Below are 26,018 nucleotides of genomic sequence, written 5' to 3'. Positions count from 1 at the left end.
GTGTCCGGGCACATGACGTCAGATAAAGACAAAACGACTGTCGGGCGGCTGAAAAGCCGTCCGCAGTTTTTGGCCGTTCGGGCAGGAGAAAGCCGTAGAGGCCCCTTGTTTCTCCTCGAAGTGCTCGACCGCAACGATCCGGAGGGCGAAGCCCGCGTCGGCTTCACCGTTACCAAGAAACACGGCAATGCCGTCGAGCGAAACCGGATGCGCCGACGCCTGAAAGAGGCGGTGCGGCTTTCCGCCGGGTTTGCAATGAAACCCGGACACGACTATGTGATTGTCGCCCGACGCGATCTCCTGAACGCCCCCTTCGACGCCTTGACCCGGGGGCTTGGCGAGCGCATCGAAAACAAGCCGAAACAGAAGCGGCCGCCGGCCGGTTCCAGGAAACCATGATGGAAAAAAACCGCAACTATTTCGTGGCGATTGGCCTGTCCGTGCTGATCCTCATTGCCTGGCAGTTCCTTTACGTCAATCCGAAGATGGAAAAGGAACGCATCGCTGCGGAAGCCCTGCAGGCGCAACAGGCGCAGTCGCAGTCGCAGCCAGCGACCCCGACGCAGCAGCCTTCGGGCCAAGCTCTGCCGGGCAGCGGTGCAATTCCGGGCGCCGGCGAGAACCGCGACCAGGCAATTGCCAAAACGGCCCGCGTTGCGATCGACACGCCAGCCCTTTCCGGCTCCATCAACCTGACCGGCGCGCGCTTCGACGACCTCAAGCTCAAGGAATACCGCGAGACGGTCGATCCGAAGAGCCCCGTCATCACCCTCTTCAGTCCGGCAGAGACCACCGACGGCTACTTCGCCGAACTCGGCTATGTCGGCAGCGATGCGACCGGCGGCGTGCCCGGCCCGCAGACCGTGTGGACGCTTGCAGGCGGCGACAAGCTGACTGCGGCGACCCCGGTAACGCTGAGCTTCACCAACGAAAAGGGCGTCACCTTTACCCGCACGGTCTCGGTCGACGACCACTACATGTTCCAGGTGGTCGACAGCATCAAGAACGGCACGGCCGAGCCGCTGGCGCTTTCGTCCTATGGCCGCGTGACCCGCTTCAACAAGCCGACGACGCCGAGCGTCTACGTGCTGCATGAAGGCTTCATCGGCGTCCTCGGCGAACACGGCCTGCAGGAACTGAAATACGGCAAGATCGAAGACGAAAAGTCCGTCGAACCCGGCAAGGCGACCGGCGGCTGGCTCGGCATCACCGACAAGTACTGGGCAGCAGCGATCGTCCCGCCGCAGGCGACCCCTTACGACACCCGCTTCACGCACTTCACCGATGGCCGCGCCCGCTACCAGAGCGACTACAAGAGCGACGCCGTGACCGTGGCCCCCGGCCAGACGTCCGAGGTCAAGAACCTCGTCTTCGCCGGCGCCAAGGAAGTTCCTGTCGTCGACAATTACGAAGTGGCCTACTCGATCCCCAACTTCGACAAGCTGATCGACTGGGGCTGGTTCTACTTCATCACCAAGCCGATGTTCAAAATGATGGATTTCTTCTTCCGTCTGTTCGGCAACTTCGGCATCGCGATCCTGATCACCACGATCGTGGTCAAGGGCCTCTTCTTCCCGCTCGCCAACAAGCAGTACGCATCGATGGCGAACATGAAGAAGGTTCAGCCGAAGATGGAGGAACTGAAGAAGAAGTTCGGCGACGACCGCATGGGCCTGCAGCAGGCGATGATGCAGCTCTACAAGGACGAGAAGATCAATCCGCTGGCGGGCTGCTGGCCGATCCTCATCCAGATCCCGGTGTTCTTCGCACTCTACAAGGTGATCTACATCACCATCGAGATGCGCCATGCGCCGTTCTTCGGCTGGATCCACGACCTCTCGGCGCCCGATCCGACGACGATCGTCAACCTCTTCGGCCTGCTGCCGTTCGACGGTCCGACCTTCCTGCATCTCGGCGTCTGGCCGATCATCATGGGCGTTACCATGTTCGTGCAGATGCGCATGAACCCGACGCCGCCGGATCCGACCCAGGCAATGCTGTTCACCTGGATGCCCGTGGTCTTCACCTTCATGCTGGCATCCTTCCCGGCCGGTCTCGTGATCTACTGGGCCTGGAACAACACCCTTTCGGTGCTCCAGCAGTCGATCATCATGAAGCGCCAGGGCGTGAAGATCGAGCTCTTCGACAACCTGAAGGGCCTGTTTTCGAAGAAACCCAAACCGGCGGAATGACGCCGGCCGGCACGACAATCCCAAAGCCCCGGACCACGGTCCGGGGCTTTTTCGTTTCTGCGCCCTCGCGCGACACGCAATGGCGTTGACGCGGGCGCGCGGCGCGGGCATCAGGCGATATCGAAATCTCTGCGCCTCGCTCCAGGACAATTTGCCATGACCGACCCGTCGGCCACCTCCGCTCCGTTCGCCGCCAACGAGAAGCTTGGCGCCCTGCTCGTCTTCGGCTCGGCCTTCTTCTGGAGTTTCGGAGGAGCCATCGCCCGCTTCCTGGAGATCCCCGACAGCTGGACGATCGTCTTCTGGCGCTGCCTGTTTGCCGGCCTCTTCCTGCTTGCCTTCATGCTGGTGCGCGACGGACCGCGCGGCACTCTGGCACTCTTCAAGGGCATGGGCTGGCCGGGCATCGCCGTCGGGCTCTGCTTCACCATCGCCTCGACCTCCTTCATCATCGCCATTTCCTATACGACGATCGCCAATGTCGTGCTGCTCGGCGCCGGCGTGCCGCTGTTTGCGGCGCTGATGAGCTGGATCCTGTTTCGCGAGCGGGTATCGCGCTTCACCTGGGGCGCGATCACGGCCGTCATCGTCGGGGTCGCGATCATGGTATCGGAGAGCCTGACGGGCAGTGTGTCGCCGGTCGGCGATGCGCTGGCGCTGCTGATCCCTGTGGTCTTCGCGCTGGCAACCGTCATCACGCGCCGCTATCCGCATGTGCGGATGACGCCCGCCACCTGCTTCGGCTGCTTCGCGGCCAGCGCCATTGCGGGGGGCCAGTCTTCCGGGCTTGCGGTGACATCGGGCGAATTGGCACTTCTCTTCGTCTTCGGCGCCTTCAACCTCGGGCTCGGCATGGCGCTCTTCGTCACCGGTGCCCGGCTGGTGCCTTCGGCGCTGGCCGCTCTGCTCGGCACCGCCGAAACCGTGCTCGGTCCGCTCTGGGTCGCGATCATTCATGGCGAAGTGCCGAGCAGCCGGACGATCATCGGCGGCACCTTCATCTTTCTGGCGCTGCTTGCCTATCTCTTCAACGAGTTCCGGCGGGCGCAAACCATCCCCACACGGCCGGTCCGCACGCCGACGCCTTGACATCCACGGCCAAAACCGGGAAGCCATGGACTTTCTCGATGAAGGACCGACCGCCGATGGCCGAAAGCAAAACCAAAGACGACAAGCCGTTGTTCGGCCGGCCGTGGATTTTCATTCGCGGCGTGCCCGCCATGAAGTTCCTGCCGCCGGAGGGACCGGTGGAAATCGCCTTTGCCGGCCGCTCGAATGTCGGCAAGTCGTCGCTGATCAATGCGCTGGTCGGCCATAAGGGGCTGGCGAGAACCTCCAACACGCCGGGCCGCACGCAGGAACTCAACTACTTCGTACCCGATGGCTATTCCGGCGAGGCCGACGACCTGCCGCCGATGGCGCTCGTCGACATGCCGGGCTACGGCTATGCCCAGGCGCCAAAGGACCAGGTCGACGCCTGGACGAAGCTGGTGTTCGACTATCTGCGCGGCCGCTCGACGCTGAAGCGCGTCTATGTGCTGATCGACTCCCGCCACGGCATCAAGAAGAATGACGAGGACGTGCTCGCCCTGCTCGACAAGGCGGCTGTTTCCTACCAGGTCGTCCTCACCAAGACCGACAAGATCAAGGCCGCCGGCGTGCCGCGGCTGATCGCCGAGACGCTCGAGAAGATCAAGAAGCATCCCGCAGCCTTCCCGGAGGTTCTCTCGACCTCCTCGGAAAAGGGCCAGGGGATCGACGAACTGCGTGCCGCGATCGGCACGGCGATCGCCCGCTAAGGGGATCCTGGAAAGCGTTCGAAGCGCGTCTTGAACTGCGCGCTGCGCACGGGGTCGATCGACCCAAAGTCTTTGATCTCTGTCACTACCCCGATATGCAATCCGCTCTATCTCTGCGTTGCGTCCACATCGGTGGCGCGGCCAGAGATAGGAGAAAGTCATGTCCGATTTGATCGTTGTCGGGTTCGATTCCCCTGAGGAAGCCGATAGGGTTCTGGTCCGGCTCGCCGGGCTGAAGAAGGAATACCTGATCGACCTCGAGGACGCGGTCGTGGTCGTGCGCGACACGGAAGGCAAGGTTCATCTCAAGCAGAGCCTGAACCTGACAGCCGTCGGTGCCACGTCCGGGCTGCTCTCCGGTTCGATCTGGGGCGGGCTCGTCGGCCTCCTTTTCCTCAACCCGCTGGCGGGCTTTGCGATCGGCGGCGCGCTCGGCGCCGGTGCCGGTGCCCTCTCCGGGTCGCTGACGGACTACGGCATCGACGACGAGTTCATCAAATCGCTCGGCAACACCATTCCGAACAATTCCTCGGCACTGTTCATCCTCGTGCGCAAGGTCCAGCCTGAGAAGGTGCTCGCCGAATTCCCGGACCTGCGCGGCCGCGTCCTGAAGACGTCGCTTTCACCGGAACAGGAGCAGAAGCTCCAGGCTGCACTCTCCGGCGCCGCGGCAGCCTCGCCGCCAGCCGGGTCGTTCTAATCCCGCCGCGCGACGCTAGCGCTCCCGCCGGAGCGCCTAGCTGGATTTGGCCGCCGGTACGAAGGCAAGCGCCAGGCCATTGATGCAATGGCGCTTGCCGGTCGGCCGTGGACCGTCATCGAAGATATGGCCGAGGTGCCCGCCACAGCGGCGGCAATGGCACTCCGTGCGGGTCATGGACAGGGAAGTGTCCTCGCGCGTTGCCACGGCGCCGGGCAGCGATTGCCAGAAGCTCGGCCAGCCGGTACCGCTGTCATATTTCGCCTCGGACGAATAGAGCGGAAGCGCACAGCCGGCGCATTGGAAGATACCCTTGCGCTTCTCGTGGTTGAGCGCGCTGGTGAAGGGGCGCTCCGTATCCTCATGCCGCAGGATTCGGTATTGGTCGTCGGTCAGAACCGCCCGCCACTCCTCATCACTCCTAACGATCTCGAAGGATTCGCCGCCGGCCGCCCGGGCGAGCGGCGTGAGACTTTGGATTGTCGGCAGCGCGGCGAATGCGGAGCCCGCCAACAGGAAGACGCGCCGGTTGATCATAGAAGCCTCCCCTACCGATCCTTTCGTGAGCATAGCGACCGGCCACAACGACGGCAAAACAATGCGGATCAAAGCACCGTGAGGCGCGGTTCGAAAAAGCCAGCGGCCATCTGGCCGCTGGCAAAGCGCCGGGACGACGAACCGCCGCCTCGGCGCAAGCTCGTCAACCCTTCGGCAGCAGCACCTTGTCGATCACATGGATGACGCCGTTCGACTGCTTGACATCGGCGATCGTTACCGTCGCCGTGCCGCCGGTCTCGTCGGTCAGCATCAGCTTGCCGCCATCCTCCTTGGCCCTGAGAACGCAACCGCCGACGGTCTTCACGTCATGTTCGCCACCGTCGTCCTTGATCATGCCTGATATCGCCGAGGACATCGCGTCGGCGGCAACAACGTGGCAAGTCAGAATCTTGGTGAGCTTCTCCTTGTTTTCCGGTTTAAGAAGTGTCTCGACCGTGCCCGCGGGCAGCGCGTCGAAGGCGGCGTTCGTCGGAGCGAACACCGTGAACGGGCCCTTGCCCTCCAAGGTTTCTACCAGACCGGCTGCCTTGACGGCCGCGACCAGCGTGGTGTGATCCTTCGAATTGACGGCGTTCTCGACGATATTCTTCTCCGCATACATCGGCGCGCCGCCGACCATCGGATTTTCGGCATGGGCGACAAGTGCGCTTGCCGCAAGAAGGGACGCTGTCGCCAGAGTGCGGATAGCAGACGTGAACATCTTTCTCTTCCTTCCTGTTGAGGGAGGCGACGCGTGAGCCGCCCCGCCGAAGCTGCCGTTCCCACCGCGGGAACATAACAAGCAACGGAAGCGCGAGAGAAAGAGTTTCAGGAATTTTCCTGAAACGTATCTATCTGATAGAAAATGGGAATTCTTGCTCTATGGCGGATTAGAGGTTTCGCGCCTTGCCGAGCGCGATGATCGGCCCGGTCGCCGATCCGGTCGGCGACCCGCCCAGCGGCTCGACGCTGACCGCAAGAACCGAGCCGGTCGAAATTCTCGACCGGAAGGCCGATGGAACGGCGATCTCGCCTTCGCCGGACTGCGGCAGCACGCCGAGCGAGATCGCCGGATTGCTGCCATTGATGAGCCAGAGCTCAAGCGATTTCTGCTCCGCCTGCCTTGCTGCAACCGGCGTTACCTTCAGCCGCCCCGATGCCCGATCGAAGTGGGCGACGAGATCGATGGCAGTACCTTTGCCGGCGAGTTCCGCGACGAGCGAGGTGCCGGCCGAAGGCGCTTCGAACAGGCTGGCGAGCGAAGCGCCCATGACCATGACAGCGGCGAGCGAAGCCAGTGCCAGGCTCCGCCAAAGGGCCAGTGAGTTCCACAGCCCGCGGCGCGGCGTGACCGGCTCGGGCCGCGCCGTTTCGAAGAGCCGCCGCTCGATTGCCGAAAAGCTCCTGGGTGGGGGCACCACCGCGTCATAGGCCTCGTCGAAGGAGGAGAGATTGCTCTGCCAGCGGTCGACCATGGCGGCGAAGTTGCGATCGGAGGCAAGACGGGCCTCGACCTTGCGTCGGTCGTCAGCAGACAACACGCCAAGCACATATTCGCCGGCGATCACCTCGTCGCGGCGGAAGTCTCGGCCCTCTGGGGTTGGTGTCGTCATCGCTCCATACACTCTCGCAACTTCATGAGGCTGCGCCTCAACCAAGTCCGCATCGTGTTCAGCGGCACAGCGAAGGTATCCGCCAGTTCCTGGTAACTCAGACCTTCGACATAGGCACGCCGAACCGCCTCCGCGCGGTCCTTTTCAAGCTCCTCCATGCAGGCATCGATCCGCCTGCCCTCTGCTCTGACGACCGCCGATTTTTCCGGATCGGCAGCAGGATCAGCCAAATCGTAGGCTTCGTCAATCGCGTTGGCGGCCGGTTTTCGCGCCCTGACGACGTCGATCGCCTGATTGCGTGCAACGGCCGCCAGCCAGGACGTCGCCGCCGCCTGTCCTTGGGAAAATCGGTCAGCCCGCTGCCAGATCTTGACGTAGATTTCCTGCAGCGCTTCTTCCGCTTCACCCCGATTTCCGAGGATACGAAGGCAGATGCCGAAGAGTTTCGGGCTCGTCTGCCGGTAGAGTTCGGCGAAGGCGTCGCGATCGCCAAGCGAGACGCGACCAAGCAACTCGGCTACATCCTCCTCGATCATTCAGCGTGCGCCCCAAAATCTCGTCCGTAAACAGAGATAGGGCGCGGATCACAATGCACCAGCCATCTCCGTCATTCCGGCTTTATATTGCTCGCCGATCATTCCATCGGTCCGGAACTTGCGCTAAACAGCAGCCGGTATTTTTCGAGGGTCCGCCATGTCCGCCAATGAAAGTGAAATCCAGGCACGCCTGCTCACCCAGGCCCTGCCCTATATGCAGCGCTACGAAAATAAGACGATCGTCGTCAAATATGGCGGCCATGCCATGGGCAACAGCGAGCTCGGCCGCGCCTTTGCCAGCGACATCGCGCTTCTGAAGCAGTCAGGCGTCAACCCGATCGTCGTGCACGGCGGCGGCCCGCAGATCGGCGCGATGCTGACGAAGATGGGCATCGAATCGAAGTTCGAGGGCGGTCTGCGCGTCACCGACGAGAAGACGGTCGAGATCGTCGAGATGGTGCTGGCCGGCTCGATCAACAAGGAGATCGTCGCGCTGATCAACCAGACGGGCGAATGGGCGATCGGCCTTTGCGGCAAGGACGGCAACATGGTCTTCGCCGAAAAGGCGCGCAAGACCATCAAGGATCCGGATAGCAACATCGAACGCGTCCTCGATCTCGGCTTCGTCGGCGAAGTGGTCGAAGTCGACCGCACGCTGATCGACCTGCTCGCGCGCTCGGAGATGATCCCGGTCATCGCACCGGTGGCGCCCGGCCGCGACGGCCACACCTACAACATCAACGCCGACACCTTCGCCGGCGCCATCGCCGGCGCGCTGAACGCCACGCGCCTCCTGTTCCTGACGGATGTTCCGGGCGTTCTCGACAAGCAGGGCAACCTGATCAAGGAGCTCTCGGTTTCCCAGGCCCGCGCGCTGATCGCCGACGGCACGATCTCCGGCGGCATGATCCCCAAGGTCGAGACCTGCATCGAGGCGATCAAGGCGGGCGTCCAGGGCGTCGTCATCCTCAACGGCAAGACGGCCCACTCGGTGCTGCTCGAAATCTTCACCGAGCGCGGAGCCGGCACGCTGATCGTGCCCTGATCGGCTTTAACGACCTACACCGTATCAAACAAAGAAGCGGGAGACGGCATCGGCCTTCTCCCGCTTTCCTTTTGAGGGCGGTGCCCGATCAGCCCTTGTAGATCTCGGTCGCTGCGGCTTTCAGCTTCTCCATCATCACCCGGTAGGGGAACGGGCCATAGCTGATGCGCGCGACGCCGGCGCGGGCAAGCGTCTTCACGTCGGGCGCTGCCGGCCGCATCATGATGTTGACCGGCAGGCTGGAGGCAGCACAGACCTTGGCAATCAGCCCTTCGTCGACCAGCCACGGAACGAAGAAACCGTTGGCGCCCGCTTCGGCAAAGGCCTTGCCGCGCGCGATCGCCTCGTCGACGAGGCCGCCGTGTCGCGTCTCATCGCTCTCCTGCAGGAACAGGTCGGTGCGGGCATTGATGAACAACGGTATGCCGCGCCTATCGGCCATCTCGCGAATGGCGCGGATGCGTGCCGCCTGCTTGTCGACCGCATGCACGCCGCCCTTGCCGACCACCTGGTCCTCGAAATTGATGCCGATGGCACCGACATCGAGAATGCGCGAGACATTGGCGGCACCCGTCGCCGGATCGTCGGAATAGGCGCCTTCGAAGTCAACGGTGACGGGCAGCTCCGTCGAAGCCACGATCAGCCGCGAGACATCGGCGAGCCACGCCATCGGCACCTTCTCGCCATCGCCGAAACCATGGGCGGCCGCCACCGACCAGCTTCCGGTGGCAAGAGCCTTGGCACCGGCTTCGGCCACGGCCTTGGCGCTGCCGGCGTCCCAGATATTATAGAGCACCACCGGGTCGCCCTTCCGATGCAGGGCAGCAAAGGCGAGCGCCTTTTCCTTCTGGCTCATTGCATTTCCTCCACGAACAATCCCTTGGGTTTCAGTTTTCCTTCGTGCCGGAGCAGCCATTGCTTCCGCCAGAGCCCGCCGCCATACCCCGTCAGTGAACCGTCCGAGCCGATACAACGGTGGCAGGGGATGACAATCGCGATCCGGTTGGAACCGTTGGCCTTGGCCACGGCACGCGCGGCCTGGATCGTATCGACCTCGCGGGCAATGTCACCATAGGATCGCGTTTCGCCGACGGGAATTTTGGCAAGCTGCGCCCAAACGTTGCGTTCGAAGGCCGTTCCGCCCGGTGCGAGCGGCGTTTCGAAAGCGCCCGTTTTGCCCGCGAAATAGGCGATGAGCTCGCTTTCGATCTCGTCGATCGGCCCCGTTCTGCCTGATACAATGGCCGAGCGTGTCCCTTTCTTCAGTTTCTCCAGTTCGGTCGGCAGCGCCTTGCGGTCGTGGAACTCGAGCAGATGCAGATGCGTGGCATCGGCAACGGCGACCATGGGCCCGAGCGGCGTTTCGATCCAGTCGGAGAAAAGCAGGGCCCTCCCCTGCGCTGCCGCCGGTGCGTCGCCGAGCAGCCGCTGGAACGCAGCGCGAAAGCCGCTTGGCGATTCATATCCGGCTTCGAGCTGGGCATCGATCACCCGGCCGCCGTCGGCAAGCTGGCGGGCGGCGAGCCCCAGGCGACGGTGCCGCGCGAGATCGAGGAAGGTGATACCGAGGCTGCGCTTGAAAGCGCGCCGCACCGTCGAGGGATCGAGGCCACGGCGAACGATATCGTCCTCACTCCAGCGCCGTTCCGGTGCCGCTTCCAGCGCCTGCAGCAGGTCCTCGACGAGCGGGTCCTTGGCGCCGAACGTCGCGAGCGGCCGGCAGCGCTGGCATGGACGGAAACCCGTCTCCAGGCAGGTCCCGATAGAGCCCACGAAGATCGTGTTCTCGCGCTTCGGTTTGCGGGCGGGGCAAGACAGGCGGCAGAAGACGCCTGTCGTCTTGACGCAAACGAAGGCAGCACCTTCGTATTCGGTGCTTCGCGCGATCAGCGCGTCGTAGAGCGTTTCATCGGAGGGAAGATCGAACAACATGCAGGCGTTCTACCACGCCCGCATGCGCGAAGGCGCCGGTTTTCGGGCGCCTATTTTTTCAGATCAGCACGCGTTTTCAGATCAGTACGAGCATCACCACGCCGAGCACGATCAGCAGGCAGCCGAAAAGTTCGAGCCGGTTGATCCATTCGCGGAAGATGAAGAAGGACGAGGCGAAGGTGAAGAGCATTTCCACCTGCGCCACGACCTTGACGACAGCGGCCTGCTGCAGCGTCATCGCCATGAACCAGCCGAAGGAGGCGGATGCGCCGACGAAGCCGACGACGAAGGCGGGCTTCCAGGCGGCGGCGATGCGTGGCAGCTCGTCACGCTCGCGAAGCACGATCCAGATCAGCATGACCACGGTCTGCAGCAGGATGACGAATCCGAGCGTATAGCTCGCCTGCATGATGTAGTCGGGCGCCGGAAGGCTCGGCGCGAGCGCCAGTGAGGCCGAACGATAGGAAACGGCCGAAAGACCGAAGAACGTACCTGACAGCAGACCGATGCCGGCCGTGCGACTGAACACCGAGGTCACGAGCGTGCGTGGGCTGAGTGTCGTGCGCGCCACCGAGATCAGCATCACGCCGACGACCGAGATGGCGATTGCCACCAGGGTTCCCTGGCTCGCCTTTTCGCCGAGGAAGATAAGGCCAAACACCGCCGCCTGCGCCGGCTCGGTGCGGGAATAGGCAGTGCCGACAGCAAAGTTGCGGAACGAGAAGAGGTGGACGAGCAGGAAGGTCGCAGCAATCTGCGCCAGCCCGCCGATAATAGCCCAGAGGAAGAACGTGCCATTCGGCACTGGAAGCGGACGACCGGCCACCTGCCAGAGCAGAAACAGATAGAGAAAGGCGAAAGGCAGGCCGAAGCCGAAGCGCACGAAGGTCGCGCCCGTCGTGCCCATGACGCCTTTCAGGTGTTTCTGCATGGCCGAGCGGACGTTCTGAAGGAATGCCGCAGCGACGGTGATGAGGACCCAGGTTTCCATGGCTGCGAGCTAGCACGCGGCTCCCGGCATTGCCAAGGCCCCGCGCGCTCCAGCGTTTCAGTCCGCCTTTTCCTGAGCCTCGGCGAGCACAACGGACGGATTGATCGCGATCCGCGGCGCCTCGTCCTCAAACGTCTTCACGCGCTGATCGTAGTTGGGTGCGAGCGTGCCGAGCACACGATCCCAGAACGAGAAATAGTTGGCGTAATTGTATTTGAAGCCTGAATGGTGCTGGTCATGGAACGTCGTGCACAACAGGGGAGACGGATAACGGGCCGTCGACGTGGCGAAATACTCGAAGCCGCAATGCCCGATCATGCCATTGAAATGCTCGAACAGCCTATGCCCGATGAGGATCACTGGCGGAAACGGCACGACGAAAACGACGACGGCGGAAAAGCTCTGAAGCAGGAAGTTGTCAAAGACATCTTCCGAATAGGTGCTCCAGATCGTCGGCGCGACGCTTTTATGATGCAGGGCATGCAGCGGATAGAGCCACTTGGTGTGCAGCAGCCGGTGCATGAAATAGAACCAGGCATCGTAGAGGATCATGCTGAGCACGAAGAACGGCACCGCCCACCACCAGCTGAAATCCCAGGGTGCCGGCGCCCAGCCTTTCTGCTGCGCATAGAGGCCGATCGTCAGCGGCAGGCAGGCGCTGAACATCGATGCCAGGCTCTGGCGGATCTCGGCTTTGCGCCGCTTGTCGGAGCCGCGTCCCTTCTGGATCTTTCGCTCGGGATTGCGCTCGTTGAGCCAAGTGATGCCGTAACCGAGCGCGAAATAGGTCCCGACAGTGAACGAATAGAATCCGAACAGAAACAGCAGATAGAACAGTTCGTCCGACATTGGCACCTACATTCCCCCGAGCCAAAACCGCGCGCCGGAAGATGCCACGCCGGTTTGACAATTCAAAGTGGAATTCTATGCGCCAGCATTGCGGCCCGAGCAGCGATTTGCATTTTTCTCATTTGCCGCCACCTTTCCCCATGTCATAAGGCGGTCATGAAAAAGCTCAACCGCCTGCCGAACCAATCCGACTTCGCCCATGTCACCGACTGGGTCTTCGACCTCGACAACACGCTCTATCCGCACCACGTCAACCTGTTTGCGCAAATCGACCGCAACATGACGGCCTATGTGGCGAAGCTTTTGTCGCTGGACCCGGCCGATGCGAAGAAGCTGCAGAAAGACTACTACCGCGACCACGGCACGACGCTCAAAGGTTTGATGATCCACCACGGCATCGACCCGAACGAGTTCCTCGAGCAGGCGCATGCGATCGACTACTCGATCGTGCCGCCGGATCCGGCACTCGGCGAAGCCATCAAGTCGCTTCCAGGCCGCAAGTTCATCTTCACCAACGGCAGTGTCGCGCATGCGCAGATGACGGCGCGAGCGCTCGGGATCCTCGACCATTTCGACGACATCTTCGACATCGTTGCCGCCGATTTCGTGCCGAAGCCGGCTGGTGAGACCTATGACAAGTTCATGAGCCTGCACCGGGTCGACACCCGGAACGCCGTGATGTTCGAGGACCTGCCGCGCAACCTCCTGGTGCCGAAGGCGCTCGGCATGAAGACGGTGCTGCTGGTGCCGCACAACCTCGAATATACGTTCGCCGAATCCTGGGAGAAGTCGAACGATACCGACGAGCAGATCGACTACGTGACGGAGGACCTCACCGGCTTCCTGCGCCACGTCCTGTCCGATCTCTGACCGACACAATTTGGCCGGCAAAAAACCTCTTTCCGGCCAATGACTTAAATTACGAAAGTTTAACTGGAACGGCGCGCTTCACCGGCTATCCTTTCGATCAGGGACAACCCGATCGAAAGGAAGCATGATGCCGAACAAGATCCTGATCCTTACCGTGACCGCGCTCTCAGTCGCCGTCACCGGCATGGCCGGCCCCTCTTTTGCCGCGCGCGAAAAGATGACGCCCGAGCAACGGGGCGAGCGCATGATCCAGCGGCTCGACACCGACAAGGACCAGAAGGTTTCGCTCGCCGAGTTCCAGGCGCGGATCTCCGACAACTTCAAAACCTTCGACACCAATGGCGATGGCCAGATCAGCGCCGATGAGATGAAGGCCAAACGCGAAGCCTTCCGCGAGGCACGCAAGGCCTGGAAAGAGGCCAAGGACAAGACTGGCACCGAGCGCGAAGCGGCCCTTGCCAAGGTCAAGGAAGTTCGCCCAACGATGCTGCCGGGTCTCAGGCCGAAGGCCTTCAAACGCATCGACACCGATGGCAATGGCTCGCTCAGCGCGAGCGAAGTTTCGAGCGCCGCCGAGACCATGTTCAAGCGGCGAGACAAGAACGGTGACGGTGTCATCGACGCAGCCGACTTCACCAAGAAGATCTGACGGGAGCATCCCCCTCTTTCCACCGCCCGGTGGAGAGGCTCCTGCCTGACCCATAGCCCCTTGCAACCCGCGCAAGGGGCTATGTGCATTATTGAACGCCGCGCCTAGCGCCGCCCGTTCGCCATCGGCACCGACTTCGGATCGACGGTTTCGTAGAAGCGGGCAATGATCTCCCAGGCTTCGTCCGCCGTTTCGACAAAGTGTACCAGATCGATGTCATTGGGTGCGATCGTGCCAAACTCGGCAAGCGCCTCGAAGTTGACGATCGAACGCCAGAACTTTTCGCCGAAGAGAATGAGCGGCACCAGCGCCAGACGTCCGGTCTGCATCAGCGTCATCGTTTCAAAGAGCTCGTCGAGCGTGCCGAAGCCACCGGGGAAGACGGTGACGGCCTTGGCACGCAAGAGGAAGTGCATCTTGCGGATGGCGAAGTAGTGGAAGTTGAACGACAGTTCCGGCGTCACGAAGCGGTTCGGCGCCTGCTCATGCGGCAGCACGATGTTGAGGCCGATCGACGGTGCACCGACATCGTGGGCGCCGCGGTTGCCCGCCTCCATCACGCCAGGTCCGCCGCCGGTGACGACCACATATTCCTTGTGGTGCAGCTTGGCCGAATGCTCGGAGCAGAGCCGCGCGAACTTGCGCGCTTCCTCGTAATAGACCGAGGCCGCCTCGAGGTTCTTGCGCTGGGTCTCGTTCTTTGCCGCCCAGGCATCACCGCCGGGCTCGGGAATGCGGGCACCGCCGAACATCACTATGGTGGAATTGATGCCGCGTTCTTCCAGCATCATCTCGGTCTTCATGAGTTCGAGCTGCAGACGGACCGGGCGCAGTTCCTCGCGGCAAAGGAAATCGTCGTCGATATAGGCGAGGCGATAGGAGGGCGATGCCGATTGCGGCGTGATCGGGACCGTCTGCGCTCGCTGCCGGCTCTGCGAGCTGTCGGCCAGTGGATCCCAGACCCCGTCCTTGCGGCGCAGTGCGCGCTTCTTCATGCGTGCCATCGTGTCGTCTTTCTCGTCGCGTTCCGGACAATCGGCATCTCGGCCAGACGCGTCCTATCCTCAATCCTCGGTCATGAAGGTTGCAAGCGCACCACTGCGCTGCGCGCCCCTTGCGCGTCCCGAACGGGTGCGCGGCGCTGTAGTGCAGGAATCGCCCGGATTTGCCAACCCCGGGCAAGCGCATCGGCCTGAAAAGCCCTTCAACTTTTCAGGACCGGCTTCTACAGCGCCACACGTCCGCCAAGACGTGTCAAGATCGCTGCAGCACCTAGATCTGCTGCGTATTTTTGTCCTTAAATCGATTCCGATTTGAGGAATTATGCAGTAGAGCTTTCGCAGGATAACCGCCGAACTTTAAGGAATTCCGATGACGAACCACGACCTCACCTCCCTGTCGCAGACGATCGAGACCGCCTTTGAAGACCGCGATTCCGTCAGCACCGGAACGCGCGGCGCAGTGCGCGATGCCGTGGAGACGGCGCTGAACCTGCTCGACGGCGGCAAGGTCCGCGTTGCCCAGCGCGGCGAGGATGGCGTATGGACGGTCAATCAATGGCTGAAGAAGGCGGTGCTGCTCTCCTTCCGCCTCAACCCGATGGAAATCGTCAAGGGTGGACCGGGCCAGTCCGTCTGGTGGGACAAGGTACCGTCGAAGTTCGACGGCTGGAGCGTCAACGAATTCGAGAAGGCTGGTTTCCGCGCCGTACCGAACTGCGTCGTGCGCCGCTCGGCCTATATCGCCCCCAACGCGATCCTGATGCCATCTTTCGTCAACCTCGGCGCCTATGTCGGCGAAGGCACGATGGTCGATACCTGGGCAACCGTGGGCTCCTGCGCCCAGATCGGCAAGCACGTGCATCTCTCTGGCGGCGTCGGCATCGGCGGCGTACTGGAGCCGATGCAGGCCGGCCCGACGATCATCGAGGACAATTGCTTCATCGGCGCCCGCTCGGAAGTCGTCGAAGGCTGCATCGTGCGCGAGGGCTCGGTCCTCGGCATGGGCGTCTTCATCGGCAAGTCGACCAAGATCGTCGACCGCGCCACCGGCGAAATCACCTATGGCGAAGTGCCGCCCTATTCCGTCGTCGTCGCAGGCTCGATGCCATCAGGCTCGACCATGGGCAACGGCCAGCCGGCACCGAACCTCTATTGCGCCGTCATCGTCAAGCGCGTCGACGAGAAGACCCGCTCGAAGACCGGCATCAACGAACTGCTGCGGGACTGATGCGATGACACCGGAGGGGCCGCAGCCGAGCATGACCTGGCTGTTCTTCAGCCCCTCTGGTCGCATCGGCCGCCTGCCCTTCTTCCTGTCCTGGCTGTTCTGGTTCCTCATCGGCGGCTTCATCGTCGCCAGGATGGTTGCCAACGAAGAACACGAGACGGCGCTGGCCCTCTGGACACTGGCGTTCGCCATCTCGGCGATCGTCTCCCTGCCCTCGATCGCCATGCTGGCGATCAAGCGCCTGCACGATATCGGCTATCCCGGACCGCTCTCGCTCTGTCTGTTCATTCCCGTCCTCAGCCCGGTGGTTTTCATCGCGCTTTGCCTGTGGCCGGGTGAGCCGGGACCCAACGAATTCGGCGCGCGCAGCGACCAACCGGGAATCTAGACACGATGATTTTGGATCGGATCGACCCAAAATCACAAACGGATCGTTTCCTGTAAGTTGGAGCGGGATACGGGCGGAAAACCGTGCACACCTTTCCTCATCCCGCTCTGGACCCTTCGCCCCTGTACAAGAACCGTGCGAGCGCGTATGTAGCGCGCCATGACAGGCCCGCGACGTGCTGGCCACGGCAATTCGCGCCAATGACGATCCGATCGTCCTGGGCATGACGACCGAAATCCGAAAGACACGATATGACTGAATTCGAAGGGATCGCGCCTGCGATCGCCGAGGCGTTGGCAAAACGCGGTTACAACGAATTGACGCCGGTTCAAAAGGCGATGCGCGACCCGGAGCTCGCCGACAGGGACGCGCTGGTCTCGGCGCAGACCGGTTCCGGCAAGACGGTCGCCTTCGGCCTTGCGCTCGCGCCGACCCTGCTGGGTGACGAGCGCCGCTTCGGCCCGGCCGGCGCACCGCTGGCGCTGGCGATCGCCCCGACGCGCGAATTGGCGCTGCAGGTGAAGCGCGAGCTCGAATGGCTCTACGAACAAACCGGCGCGACCATCGCTTCCTGTGTTGGCGGTATGGACATGCGTACCGAGAAGCGGGCGCTGGAACGCGGCGCGCACATCGTCGTCGGCACGCCCGGACGTCTTTGCGACCATATCCGCCGCAACTCGCTCGACATTTCCTCGCTGCGCGCCATCGTGCTCGACGAGGCCGACGAGATGCTCGACCTCGGCTTCCGCGAGGACCTCGAATTCATTCTCGAGGAATCCCCCGATGACCGCCGCACGCTGATGTTCTCGGCAACCGTGCCGAAATCGATCGCGACGCTTGCCAAGAACTACCAGCGCGACGCCGTGCGCATCAGCACCGCTTCCGAACAGAAGCAGCATGTCGACATCGAATATCGCGCCCTGACGGTGGCGCCGAACGATCGCGAGAACGCGATCATCAACGTGCTGCGCTACTATGAGGCCAGAAACGCGATCGTCTTCTGTTCGACCCGCGCCGCGGTCAACCACCTGACCGCCCGCTTCAACAACCGCGGCTTCTCGGTGGTGGCGCTCTCGGGCGAACTCAGCCAGAACGAACGCACCCACGCGCTGCAGGCCATGCGCGACGGCCGCGCCCGTGTCTGCATCGCCACCGACGTCGCCGCCCGCGGCATCGACCTGCCGGGCCTCGAACTGGTCATCCACGCCGACCTGCCGACCAACTCGGAAACGCTGCTGCACCGCAGCGGCCGAACCGGACGCGCCGGCCAGAAGGGGGTGAGCGCGCTGATCGTGCCGGTCAACCAGCGCCGCAAGGCCGAGCGCTTGCTCGACGGCGGACGGATCACCGCGACATGGGCGCGGCCACCGTCGGCCGACGAGGTCAGCCAGCGTGACGACGAGCGCCTGCTTGCCGACACCAGCTTTGCCGAGCCGATCCGCGAGGACGAGGAGGCGATCGTCGCAGCGCTCATCGAACGCCACGGTGCTGAACAGATGGCCGCTGCCTTTGTGCGCCAGTTCCGCTCGGGACGCTCAGCCCCGGAAGACCTGATCGAAGTTACTGTCGGCGCCAAGCCGCGCCGCGACGAACGCGCACCGCGCGATGACCGTGCACCGCGCGAGGACTTCGGCGCCGAACGGGCGGACTTCAGCGACGGCAGCTGGTTCTCGCTTTCGGTCGGCCGCAAGCAGAGCGCCGAGCCGCGCTGGCTGATCCCGATGCTCTGCCGCCACGGCAAGCTGACGAAGCGCGACATCGGCGCGATCCGCATGCAGCAGGAGGAAACCTTCGTCGAGATGACCTCCGAGGGTGCCGAACGGTTCCTGTCGGCCATCGGCAAGGACAAGATGCTGGAGAAAGGCATTCGGGTGAAGCCGCTCGCTGGCGCGCCTGACCTTTCGCAGCAGCGTCAGGAAAAGCCGAGTTACTCCAAGGACAAACCAAACTTCTCCAAGGACAAGCCGGGCTTTGCCAAGAAGCGCCCCTATTCCGACGATGCTGTGCGGAGCGATGATCGCGGCGACTTCAAGCCGAAGCGGAAGTTCGAAAAGAAGGCCGCCTATTCCGATGGACCGGCCCATACCGAGGACCGGCCGCCGGCCAAGGGTGCCGACAAGCCCTGGAACAACAAGAAGAAGGGCAAGCCGGACGCCAGCAAGGACGGCGGCTTCAAGCCCAAAACCAAGCCCAAGGGCAACGCCAAGAACCGCCAGGGCTAAGCCGACACCGGCAGAGTTCTCAGTCAATTAAAAAGCGCCGCGATCGGATCGCGGCGCTTTTTTCGTGAGCAGGGTTGCGAACGATGTGGTCTCAGGCTTCCAGGAAGCGAAGGCCGGCGACGGCGACGATGATCATCGCGATGCAGGTGATGCGCATCCAGGAGATCGGGTCGCCGAAGAGCACGATGCCGAGCACAGTGATGCCGACCGAGCCGATGCCGGTCCAGGCGGCGTAGGCTGTGCCTGCCGGCAGGTCTCGCATGGCGATCGTCAGGAGATAGACGCTGGCGAGCGCTGCCGCGATGCCGATCGCGCTAGGCACCAGTTTCGTCCAGCCCTCGGCGTATTTCAGCGCCAGCCCCATGACGATCTCGACGAGGCTCGCCGCTATCAGAATGATCCATGCCATGTTCGTCTCCATCGGAATTCTCACATGGTTCACAATCTGGTAGAGTAGGCACCAAATAACAATTACGCACCTTTTGGTAACTATGGAAAATCCGGAAAGCCCGGCGAAAGCGCCCGCAGCCTCGATCCCTGACGTGTTCGATCCAACCTGCTCGTCACGCCACGCGCTGGAGCTGATCGCCGGCAAATGGCCGATGCTCATTATCTCGGCGCTCGAAGGTGGGCCGATGCGCAATGCCGCGCTGATGCGCCGGCTCGGCGACATCTCGCAGAAGATGCTGACGCAGACGCTGAAGGAGCTGGAGCGCAACGGCCTGGTTGTCCGCGAGGACAAGAAGACCGTGCCGCCGCATGTGGAATACAGCTTGAGCCCGATCGGCCGCTCACTCAGCGAAACCTTGCTGGTGCTCGATCGTTGGGCCGAGACGCATTTCGGCGCGCTGGATGTGGCCCGCGAGCGCTACGACGCCGAACGAGACAAGTGAGGCTCACTCCGCGTCGAGTTGCGACTGGGCGACCACCTTCACCACCCAGTCGGCAAAGACGCGCAGGCGACTGCTCAAGTGGCGGTTCGGCGGATAGACAAGATAGACCGGCTCCGGATCGATCTGCCAGTCGCTGAGCACCGGAACCATGGTGCCGGCCCGCAGATCGTCGCGGACCATGAAGAGCGGCACCTGGATGACACCCAATCCGGCGCGCGCGGCAGCAAGATAGGTCGTCGCCTCGTTTGCCGCGACGCTGTAACGACCCTGGACCTCCATCTCTTCGTTGCCGCGGCGGAACTGGTAGGGCATCGGCTGGCCGGTCTTCGGCATGAAATAGCCGACAACGGAGCAATTCTTCGCGAGATCGGAAGGATGCTGCGGCATTGCGTGCCGCTTGAGATATTCCGGCGAGGCGCAGGTGACGAATTTCATCTCTGTAATGCGTCGGGCGATCAGCGACTGATCCGTCAGTGCGCCGCCACGGATGGCGCAATCGACGTTCTCCGCGAGATAGTCGACGGTGCGATCGGAAACGCCGAGGTCGATCTGGATGTCCGGATACTTCCGATTGAACTCAGGAAGCGCTGGAACGATGATCAGATTGGCAAAGGCGCCCGCCGTCTCGACACGCAATCGCCCCTTCGGCAAACTCTGGGCGCTCGACAGGCTGCCGTCGAGTTCATCGAGATCGGTCAGCAACCGAGCGGCCCGCTCGTAGTAGAGCGCGCCATCCGGCGTCACCAGCACCCGGCGGGTGGTGCGGTTCAAAAGTTTTGTGCGCAGATGCGCTTCCAACCCCTGAATGAGATTGGTGAGGGTCGCCTTGGGCATATTCAGCGAAGCGGAGGCGCGGGTAAAGTTTCCGGTTTCGACGACCCGGAGGAACGCACGCATGGCCGTGAGCTGGTCCATTTTCAAGAGCCATAATTGTTCGAGAATACGAATAGTGTAGTCAGTTTGAAAAGACTATTCCAGACAGAAGACAATGTTATTCTCCTACCGTGGCGTGTTGTCGCCACATGTGGGTTGAGCTCGGGCCGAAGGCAAGAGAGATGGGCGAACTGTTCAAGGTGGAGACGATGCAGACCGGCCAAGGCTGCTGCGCGGCACGCGTCTACCGCGGCGAAGCTTTGCTCAATCCGCCGCCGATCGTGCTGCACCTGCATGGCGGCTCCTTCATGGGCGGAACGATCGCCGCCGGTGAGCGCGTCGCCGAGGCGCTTGCGGCGGCTGGAGCGGTGGTGATCTCGCCGGAATATTCCACAGCTTGCCTCAATCCGTTTCCCGCGGCGCTCGATGTCGCCTACGCCATGCTGTCGTCGATGCGCTCGCGCTGCCCACAGTTCGCGCACAAGAAATCGTCGCTGTTCGTGGCCGGCGAAGAGGCGGGCGGCAATGTTGCCGCCGGCGCCGCGCTGATGGCGCGTGACCAGTATCTGACCGACCTCAAGGGTCAGATTCTTTTGTCGCCGATGCTCGACCCTTGCCTGGCGACGGAATCGTTCCGGCAATACTGTCCGCAGTCCTCGGCGCAATCGATCGCCGACGGCTGGCAGCGCTACCTCGGGCAAAGCGGCGGCTTCACGCATCCTTACGCCGCGCCGGCCCACTGCACGCGGCTCGCCGGCCTCGTGCCTTCGCTGATCCTGACCAGCGAGGAGTGTCCGATGCGCGACGAAACCGAAGCCTACGCCAAACGCCTGCGTCAGGCCGGCGTGTCGGTTGAATCTCACGTCCTGCCGGGACGAGCCGGATGGCTGCCGCAGAATACGGTCGCCAAGGAAAACTGGGCGGCACAGCAGGAAGAAATTACCGGCATCTTCTCCCGATTCTTCCAGAAGACGGGGGCGAAGCCGGCGGAAATGACGGTGCGTTAGACGAGAGCGGCGGTCACCCAGCCCCTTCACCTTGTCTGACATCGAAAGCAACGCGCCGGCTCCCAACCGGCAAGGAGAGAAAAGATGACATCGATAGTGACCCGTCGGGCCCTCTGGGGCGCCGGCCTGAGTATCCTTTTGTCTGTCGCCGGCGGTGGTGCCGTCATGCTCGGCCTGCCGCAGCATTTCGAGGCCGACGCTGCAACCGAGACCGCCGCGGCGCCACCTCCGGCCGTGCCGGTCTCGGTGTCGCGGGCGCAGTCCAAGCGTATCACCACCTGGGAGGAATTCTCCGGCCGGCTCGAAGCGATCGAGCGCGTCGAGGTTCGCCCGCGCGTCGGCGGCGCCATTCTCAAGGGGCATTTCCGCGAAGGCGCGCTCGTCAAGCAGGGCGATCTCTTGGTAACGATCGATCCCGAGCCCTATGCCGCGGCCGTCGAACGGGCGAAGGCCCAGGTCGAGGCAGCCGAAGCGCGCGTCGCGCTTGCCAAGATCGAACTCGAGCGCGGCCGCAAGCTGGTGACCACCAGCGCCGTGCCGCAGAGCAGCGTCGACCAGCGCTCCAGCGCCTATGACGAAGCTCAAGCCGAAGTGCGCTCGGCCAAGGCGGCGCTGCGCACCGCCGAACTCGACCTGCAATATACGGAGGTGCGGGCGCCGATTTCCGGCCGCGTCGGCCGGCTCGACGTCACCGCCGGCAACCTGGTCGCCGCAGGCTCTGCCTCGCCGGTGCTGACGACACTCGTCTCGGTCGATCCGATCTATGCGAGCTTCAACGCCAGCGAAGAGGTGGTCACGACCGCACTCGCCAAACTTGCCTCCTCGGCAGGCGGCGACGCGATCGAGCGCCTTCCGGTCCAGGTCGGCACCGCCGCGGACGAGGGCACGCCGATCACGGGCCATATCCAGCTCATCAACAACGAGGTGGATGCGGCAACCGGCACGATCCGGGTGCGTGCAGCGCTCGAAAACGCCGACGGCAAGCTGATCTCTGGCCAGTTCGTCCGCATCCGCATCGGCGAGCCGGATCCCGAGGAAAAGCTCGTTATCAGCGACCGCGCCATCGGCTCCGACCAGGACAAGAAGTTCGTCTTCGTCGTCGGCACCGACAACAAGGTCGAGTATCGCCAGGTGAAACTCGGGCCGAATTCCGATGGTCTGCGGATCGTCGAAAGCGGCCTGAAGTCTGGCGAGAACATCGTCGTCAACGGCCTGCAGCGGGTTCGCCCCGGCGTTGTCGTGGCGCCGCAGCAGGTCGAGGAAACGACTGCCTCGATCGCCAAGTAATCCAGGTGCCTCTTCGCCTGGTGTGAAGAGGCGGCCGGCCTAGGCATCACTCAGCAGACAGCGCCGCGCGGCGACACCTTTCGCCGCGGGACACCCGCCGTCTGCGCGAACTCGTCCCAAGGGGGATACCATGAATTTCTCACGCTTCTTCGTCGACCGCCCGGTCTTCGCGGGCGTTCTTTCGGTCCTGATCTTCGTGGCCGGCCTGATCGGCATGACCGGTCTGCCGATCTCCGAATATCCCGAAGTCGTGCCGCCGCAGATCGTCGTGCGCGCGCAGTATCCGGGCGCCAACCCAGCCGTTATCGCCGAGACGGTGGCGACACCGCTCGAAGAACAGATCAACGGCGTCGAAGGCATGCTCTACATGCAGAGCCAGGCGACCGCCGACGGCCTGATGACTCTGACGGTCACCTTCGAACTCGGCACCGATCCCGATCAGGCCCAGCAGCTCGTGCAGAACCGCGTCTCGCAGGCCGAGCCGCGGTTGCCTGAGGAAGTGCGCCGCCTCGGCGTCACCACCGTCAAGAGCTCGCCAGACCTGACGCTGGTCGTGCACCTGATCTCGCCGAACGGGCAATATGACATCAACTATCTGCGCAACTACGGTGTGCTGAACGTCAAGGATCGGCTGGCCCGCATCGACGGCGTCGGCCAGGTGCAGATCTTCGGCGGCGGCGACTATTCGATGCGCGTCTGGATCGACCCGCAGAAGGCCGCCGAGCGCGGTCTTGCCGCAAGCGACATCGCCAATGCGGTGCGCGGTCAGAACGTCCAGGCGGCCGCCGGCGTCATCGGCGCCTCGCCCTCCGTGCCCGGCCTCGACCTGCAGCTTTCCGTCAACGCTCAAGGCCGTCTGCAGACGCCTGAGGATTTCGCCAACATCGTCGTCAAATCCGGCGCCGAGGGCGAAGTGACCCGCCTTGGCGACGTCGCCCGCGTCGAGATGGGCGCTGCCGACTACTCGCTGCGCTCGCTGCTCGACAACAAGCCAGCGGTCGGCATGGGCATTTTCCAGGCCCCGGGCTCGAACGCGATCCAGATCTCCGAAAACGTGCACAAGGCCATGGCCGAGCTGAAGCTCACCATGCCCGAAGGCGTCGACTACGAGATCGTCTACGATACGACCCAATTCGTGCGCGCCTCGATCGAGTCGGTTATCCATACCCTGCTCGAAGCGATCGCGCTCGTGGTACTTGTCGTCATCATCTTCCTGCAGACCTGGCGCGCCTCGATCATCCCGCTCGTCGCCGTGCCGGTCTCGATCGTCGGCACCTTCGCGGTGATGTATGTCTTCGGCTTCTCGATCAACGCGCTCAGCCTCTTCGGCCTGGTGCTTGCAATCGGCATCGTCGTCGACGACGCGATCGTGGTGGTGGAAAACGTCGAACGCAACATCGAGCAGGGCCTGTCGCCGGTTCAGGCGACCTATCGCGCCATGCAGGAGGTCTCCGGCCCGATCATCGCGATTGCGCTGGTGCTCGTCGCCGTCTTCGTGCCGCTTGCCTTCATCACCGGCCTCACCGGCCAGTTCTATCGCCAGTTCGCGCTGACGATCGCGATCTCGACTGTCATCTCTGCTCTCAACTCGCTGACGCTGTCTCCGGCGCTGGCCGCCCTTCTCTTGAAGGACCATCACGCGCCGAAGGATTGGCTGACGCGGGCGATGGACAAGGCCTTCGGGTGGTTCTTCCGCGGCTTCAACCGCTTCTTCGGGGCAAGCTCGGGGGCCTATGGCCGCGGCGTCGGCCGGATCCTGACGCGCAAGTCGCTGATCATGGTCGTCTATGTCCTGTTGCTCGGCGTCACCTTCACGCTGTTCCGCGCCATCCCCGGCGGCTTCGTGCCGGCCCAGGACAAGCAGTATCTGATCGGCTTCGCCCAGCTTCCGGATGGGGCAACGCTCGACCGCTCGGAAGACGTGATCAAGCGCATGAGCGAGATTGCGCTCAAGCATCCGGGCGTCAAGAACGCCATCGCCTTCCCGGGCCTGTCGATCAACGGCTTCACCAACTCGTCGAACTCCGGCATCGTCTTCGTCGCCCTGAAACCCTTCGAGGAACGCAAGACGCCCGAACTGTCCGGCGGTGCGATCGCCATGCAGCTCAACCAGGAATTCGGCGCGATCCAGGATGCCTTCATCGCCATGTTCCCGCCGCCGCCCGTGCAGGGCCTCGGCACAACAGGCGGTTTCAAGCTGCAGCTCGAGGACAAGAATGGCCTCGGCTACCAGGCGCTCGACGAGGCGACCAAGGCGTTCCTTGCTAAGGCCTATCAGACGCCTGAGCTGGCCGGGCTCTATTCGAGCTTCCAGATCAACGTGCCGCAGCTCTATGCCGACCTCGACCGTGTCAAGGCGCGCCAGCTCGGCGTGGCGGTCACCGACGTCTTCGAGACGCTGCAGATCTACCTGGGCTCGCTCTATGTCAACGACTTCAACGCCTTCGGCCGCACCTACAGCGTGCGCATCCAGGCGGATGCCAACTACCGCAGCCATGCCGACGACATCGGCAAGCTGAAGGTGCGTTCGCAGACCGGCGAGATGATCCCGCTGTCGGCACTGTTGAAGGTCGAGCAGACCGTCGGCGCCGAACGGGCGATCCGCTATAACGGCTTCCTGTCGGCCGACATCAACGGCGGCCCGGCTCCGGGGTTCTCGTCCGGCCAGGCGCAGGCAGCCATCGAGAAGATCGCCGCCGAAACCCTGCCGCCCGGCATCGGCTACGAGTGGACCGATCTCACCTACCAGCAGATCCTGGCCGGCAATTCCGGTATCCTGGTCTTCCCGCTGGCACTGCTGCTGGTCTATCTCGTGCTTGCGGCCCAGTATGAAAGCTTGACGCTACCGATCTCGATCATCCTGATCGTACCAATGGGCATCATGGCGGCGCTGGTGGGCGTCTGGCTGACGGGAGGCGACAACAACGTCTTCACCCAGATCGGCCTGATCGTGCTGGTCGGCCTTTCGGCGAAGAACGCCATCCTGATCGTCGAGTTCGCCCGCGAACTCGAACTGTCGGGCAGCACCCCGGTCAAGGCCGCGATCGAGGCGAGCCGGCTGCGTCTTCGTCCGATCCTGATGACCTCGATGGCCTTCATCATGGGCGTCGTGCCGCTGGTCACGTCCACGGGGGCCGGTGCGGAAATGCGCTCGGCCATGGGTGTCGCGGTCTTTGCCGGCATGATCGGCGTCACCGCCTTCGGCATCTTCATGACGCCGGTCTTCTACGTGCTGATCCGCAAGCTTACCGGCGAGCGGCCTCTGAAGCACGCCGGAGCCCATATCGAAGCGCCGCATCTCGCACCCGGAGAATAGGGCCCTTCTACCCGTTACACTCTTCACGCGGGCCGGATCCATCCCGGCCCGCTGACGCTGCGGCGTCGCGCCTCCGCCCAGGCGCGGCGC

At 63.1% G+C, this 26,018-nt stretch carries 26 protein-coding genes; 15 read left to right on the top strand and 11 right to left on the bottom strand.

The window, feature by feature from the left end:
• The 5 genes from rnpA to IB265_RS01985 all read left to right on the top strand — a co-directional run bounded on the left by rnpA (position 1) and on the right by IB265_RS01985 (position 4,691).
• Positions 1-399, top strand: a complete 399-nt coding sequence (gene rnpA / locus IB265_RS02005; protein WP_057248057.1) for a ribonuclease P protein component — start codon at positions 1-3, stop codon at positions 397-399.
• On the top strand, positions 399-2,192 hold the full coding sequence (gene yidC / locus IB265_RS02000) for a membrane protein insertase YidC (protein WP_057248056.1): 1,794 nt from the start codon (positions 399-401) through the stop codon (positions 2,190-2,192). Before rnpA ends, yidC begins: the two co-directional genes overlap by 1 nt.
• Before the next feature lie 156 nt (positions 2,193-2,348).
• On the top strand, positions 2,349-3,281 hold the full coding sequence (locus IB265_RS01995) for a DMT family transporter (RefSeq protein ID WP_057248055.1): 933 nt from the start codon (positions 2,349-2,351) through the stop codon (positions 3,279-3,281).
• 56 nt (positions 3,282-3,337) lie between these two features.
• Positions 3,338-3,991 carry a ribosome biogenesis GTP-binding protein YihA/YsxC gene (gene yihA, locus IB265_RS01990; protein WP_057248252.1) on the top strand — a complete coding sequence of 218 codons (654 nt, stop codon included), beginning with the start codon at positions 3,338-3,340 and terminating at the stop codon, positions 3,989-3,991.
• A 160-nt stretch (positions 3,992-4,151) separates the two neighbouring features.
• Positions 4,152-4,691: a DUF1269 domain-containing protein gene (locus tag IB265_RS01985; RefSeq protein WP_057248054.1), complete on the top strand. Its 540-nt coding sequence runs from the start codon at positions 4,152-4,154 to the stop codon at positions 4,689-4,691.
• 36 nt (positions 4,692-4,727) lie between these two features.
• On the opposite strand, the gene msrB is transcribed toward IB265_RS01985, so the two are convergent.
• From msrB to IB265_RS01965, 4 genes are all read right to left on the bottom strand, one after another.
• On the bottom strand, positions 4,728-5,228 hold the full coding sequence (gene msrB, locus IB265_RS01980) for a peptide-methionine (R)-S-oxide reductase MsrB (protein ID WP_057248053.1): 501 nt from the start codon (positions 5,226-5,228) through the stop codon (positions 4,728-4,730).
• 163 nt (positions 5,229-5,391) lie between these two features.
• Entirely contained in the window at positions 5,392-5,949 is a 558-nt protein-coding gene (locus IB265_RS01975; RefSeq protein WP_057248052.1) for a fasciclin domain-containing protein, read from the bottom strand.
• A 169-nt stretch (positions 5,950-6,118) separates the two neighbouring features.
• Positions 6,119-6,841 carry an anti-sigma factor domain-containing protein gene (locus tag IB265_RS01970; protein ID WP_057248051.1) on the bottom strand — a complete coding sequence of 241 codons (723 nt, stop codon included), beginning with the start codon at positions 6,839-6,841 and terminating at the stop codon, positions 6,119-6,121.
• Positions 6,838-7,377 carry a sigma-70 family RNA polymerase sigma factor gene (locus tag IB265_RS01965; RefSeq protein ID WP_057248050.1) on the bottom strand — a complete coding sequence of 180 codons (540 nt, stop codon included), beginning with the start codon at positions 7,375-7,377 and terminating at the stop codon, positions 6,838-6,840. Before IB265_RS01965 ends, IB265_RS01970 begins: the two co-directional genes overlap by 4 nt.
• Before the next feature lie 157 nt (positions 7,378-7,534).
• Between IB265_RS01965 and argB the strand changes: the two genes are divergently transcribed.
• Entirely contained in the window at positions 7,535-8,422 is an 888-nt protein-coding gene (argB, locus tag IB265_RS01960) for an acetylglutamate kinase (RefSeq protein ID WP_058323632.1), read from the top strand.
• Between the two features lie 88 nt (positions 8,423-8,510).
• Here argB and IB265_RS01955 read toward each other — a convergent pair whose 3' ends face one another.
• The 4 genes from IB265_RS01955 to IB265_RS01940 all read right to left on the bottom strand — a co-directional run bounded on the left by IB265_RS01955 (position 8,511) and on the right by IB265_RS01940 (position 12,194).
• Positions 8,511-9,278: an isocitrate lyase/phosphoenolpyruvate mutase family protein gene (locus tag IB265_RS01955; RefSeq protein ID WP_057248048.1), complete on the bottom strand. Its 768-nt coding sequence runs from the start codon at positions 9,276-9,278 to the stop codon at positions 8,511-8,513.
• Entirely contained in the window at positions 9,275-10,354 is a 1,080-nt protein-coding gene (locus IB265_RS01950; protein ID WP_192494613.1) for a bifunctional transcriptional activator/DNA repair enzyme AdaA, read from the bottom strand. The genes IB265_RS01955 and IB265_RS01950 overlap by 4 nt, the downstream gene beginning before the upstream one ends.
• 76 nt (positions 10,355-10,430) lie before the next feature.
• On the bottom strand, positions 10,431-11,345 hold the full coding sequence (locus tag IB265_RS01945; protein WP_057248046.1) for a DMT family transporter: 915 nt from the start codon (positions 11,343-11,345) through the stop codon (positions 10,431-10,433).
• A gap of 57 nt (positions 11,346-11,402) precedes the next feature.
• Entirely contained in the window at positions 11,403-12,194 is a 792-nt protein-coding gene (locus IB265_RS01940) for a sterol desaturase family protein (RefSeq protein WP_057248045.1), read from the bottom strand.
• A 156-nt stretch (positions 12,195-12,350) separates the two neighbouring features.
• On the opposite strand from IB265_RS01940, the gene IB265_RS01935 reads away from it, so the two are divergent.
• Together IB265_RS01935 and IB265_RS01930 are read left to right on the top strand one after the other, a co-directional pair.
• Positions 12,351-13,064: a pyrimidine 5'-nucleotidase gene (locus tag IB265_RS01935; protein WP_082615700.1), complete on the top strand. Its 714-nt coding sequence runs from the start codon at positions 12,351-12,353 to the stop codon at positions 13,062-13,064.
• A 127-nt stretch (positions 13,065-13,191) separates the two neighbouring features.
• Positions 13,192-13,713 carry an EF-hand domain-containing protein gene (locus IB265_RS01930; RefSeq protein ID WP_162261268.1) on the top strand — a complete coding sequence of 174 codons (522 nt, stop codon included), beginning with the start codon at positions 13,192-13,194 and terminating at the stop codon, positions 13,711-13,713.
• 104 nt (positions 13,714-13,817) lie between these two features.
• Here the strand turns inward: IB265_RS01930 and IB265_RS01925 are convergent, their stop codons facing one another.
• Entirely contained in the window at positions 13,818-14,717 is a 900-nt protein-coding gene (locus IB265_RS01925; protein WP_057248043.1) for an LOG family protein, read from the bottom strand.
• 367 nt (positions 14,718-15,084) lie between these two features.
• On the opposite strand from IB265_RS01925, the gene dapD reads away from it, so the two are divergent.
• The 3 genes from dapD to IB265_RS01910 all read left to right on the top strand — a co-directional run bounded on the left by dapD (position 15,085) and on the right by IB265_RS01910 (position 18,552).
• Positions 15,085-15,942, top strand: a complete 858-nt coding sequence (gene dapD, locus IB265_RS01920; protein WP_057248042.1) for a 2,3,4,5-tetrahydropyridine-2,6-dicarboxylate N-succinyltransferase — start codon at positions 15,085-15,087, stop codon at positions 15,940-15,942.
• Positions 15,943-15,946: 4 nt separating this feature from the next.
• The gene (locus IB265_RS01915; RefSeq protein WP_057248041.1) at positions 15,947-16,330 is read left to right on the top strand and encodes a DUF805 domain-containing protein; all 384 of its coding nucleotides are present in this window, start codon (positions 15,947-15,949) and stop codon (positions 16,328-16,330) included.
• A 251-nt stretch (positions 16,331-16,581) separates the two neighbouring features.
• Positions 16,582-18,552 (top strand): DEAD/DEAH box helicase, encoded by a 1,971-nt coding sequence (locus IB265_RS01910; protein ID WP_057248040.1) that lies wholly within the window; start codon positions 16,582-16,584, stop codon positions 18,550-18,552.
• Positions 18,553-18,643: 91 nt separating this feature from the next.
• On the opposite strand, the gene IB265_RS01905 is transcribed toward IB265_RS01910, so the two are convergent.
• Positions 18,644-18,961 (bottom strand): multidrug efflux SMR transporter, encoded by a 318-nt coding sequence (locus IB265_RS01905; RefSeq protein WP_192494612.1) that lies wholly within the window; start codon positions 18,959-18,961, stop codon positions 18,644-18,646.
• A 133-nt stretch (positions 18,962-19,094) separates the two neighbouring features.
• Between IB265_RS01905 and IB265_RS01900 the strand changes: the two genes are divergently transcribed.
• Positions 19,095-19,445 carry a helix-turn-helix domain-containing protein gene (locus tag IB265_RS01900; RefSeq protein WP_244495505.1) on the top strand — a complete coding sequence of 117 codons (351 nt, stop codon included), beginning with the start codon at positions 19,095-19,097 and terminating at the stop codon, positions 19,443-19,445.
• A 3-nt stretch (positions 19,446-19,448) separates the two neighbouring features.
• Here IB265_RS01900 and IB265_RS01895 read toward each other — a convergent pair whose 3' ends face one another.
• The gene (locus IB265_RS01895) at positions 19,449-20,360 is read right to left on the bottom strand and encodes a LysR family transcriptional regulator (RefSeq protein ID WP_057248038.1); all 912 of its coding nucleotides are present in this window, start codon (positions 20,358-20,360) and stop codon (positions 19,449-19,451) included.
• 140 nt (positions 20,361-20,500) lie between these two features.
• On the opposite strand from IB265_RS01895, the gene IB265_RS01890 reads away from it, so the two are divergent.
• The 3 genes from IB265_RS01890 to IB265_RS01880 all read left to right on the top strand — a co-directional run bounded on the left by IB265_RS01890 (position 20,501) and on the right by IB265_RS01880 (position 25,928).
• A complete protein-coding gene (locus tag IB265_RS01890) occupies positions 20,501-21,325 on the top strand; it encodes an alpha/beta hydrolase fold domain-containing protein (RefSeq protein ID WP_057248037.1) in 825 nt (274 codons plus the stop codon).
• 84 nt (positions 21,326-21,409) lie between these two features.
• Complete coding sequence (locus IB265_RS01885; protein WP_057248036.1) at positions 21,410-22,612, top strand: efflux RND transporter periplasmic adaptor subunit; 1,203 nt, start codon at positions 21,410-21,412, stop codon at positions 22,610-22,612.
• 130 nt (positions 22,613-22,742) lie between these two features.
• Positions 22,743-25,928, top strand: coding sequence for an efflux RND transporter permease subunit (locus IB265_RS01880; protein ID WP_057248035.1), 3,186 nt, complete (start codon positions 22,743-22,745; stop codon positions 25,926-25,928).
• Positions 25,929-26,018 lie beyond the last annotated feature (90 nt).

Origin of the sequence: Ensifer sp. ENS10, assembly GCF_014852025.1 — a bacterium.
Lineage (GTDB): Bacteria > Pseudomonadota > Alphaproteobacteria > Rhizobiales > Rhizobiaceae > Ensifer.
This window is presented reverse-complemented; position numbering and strand designations above follow the sequence as displayed.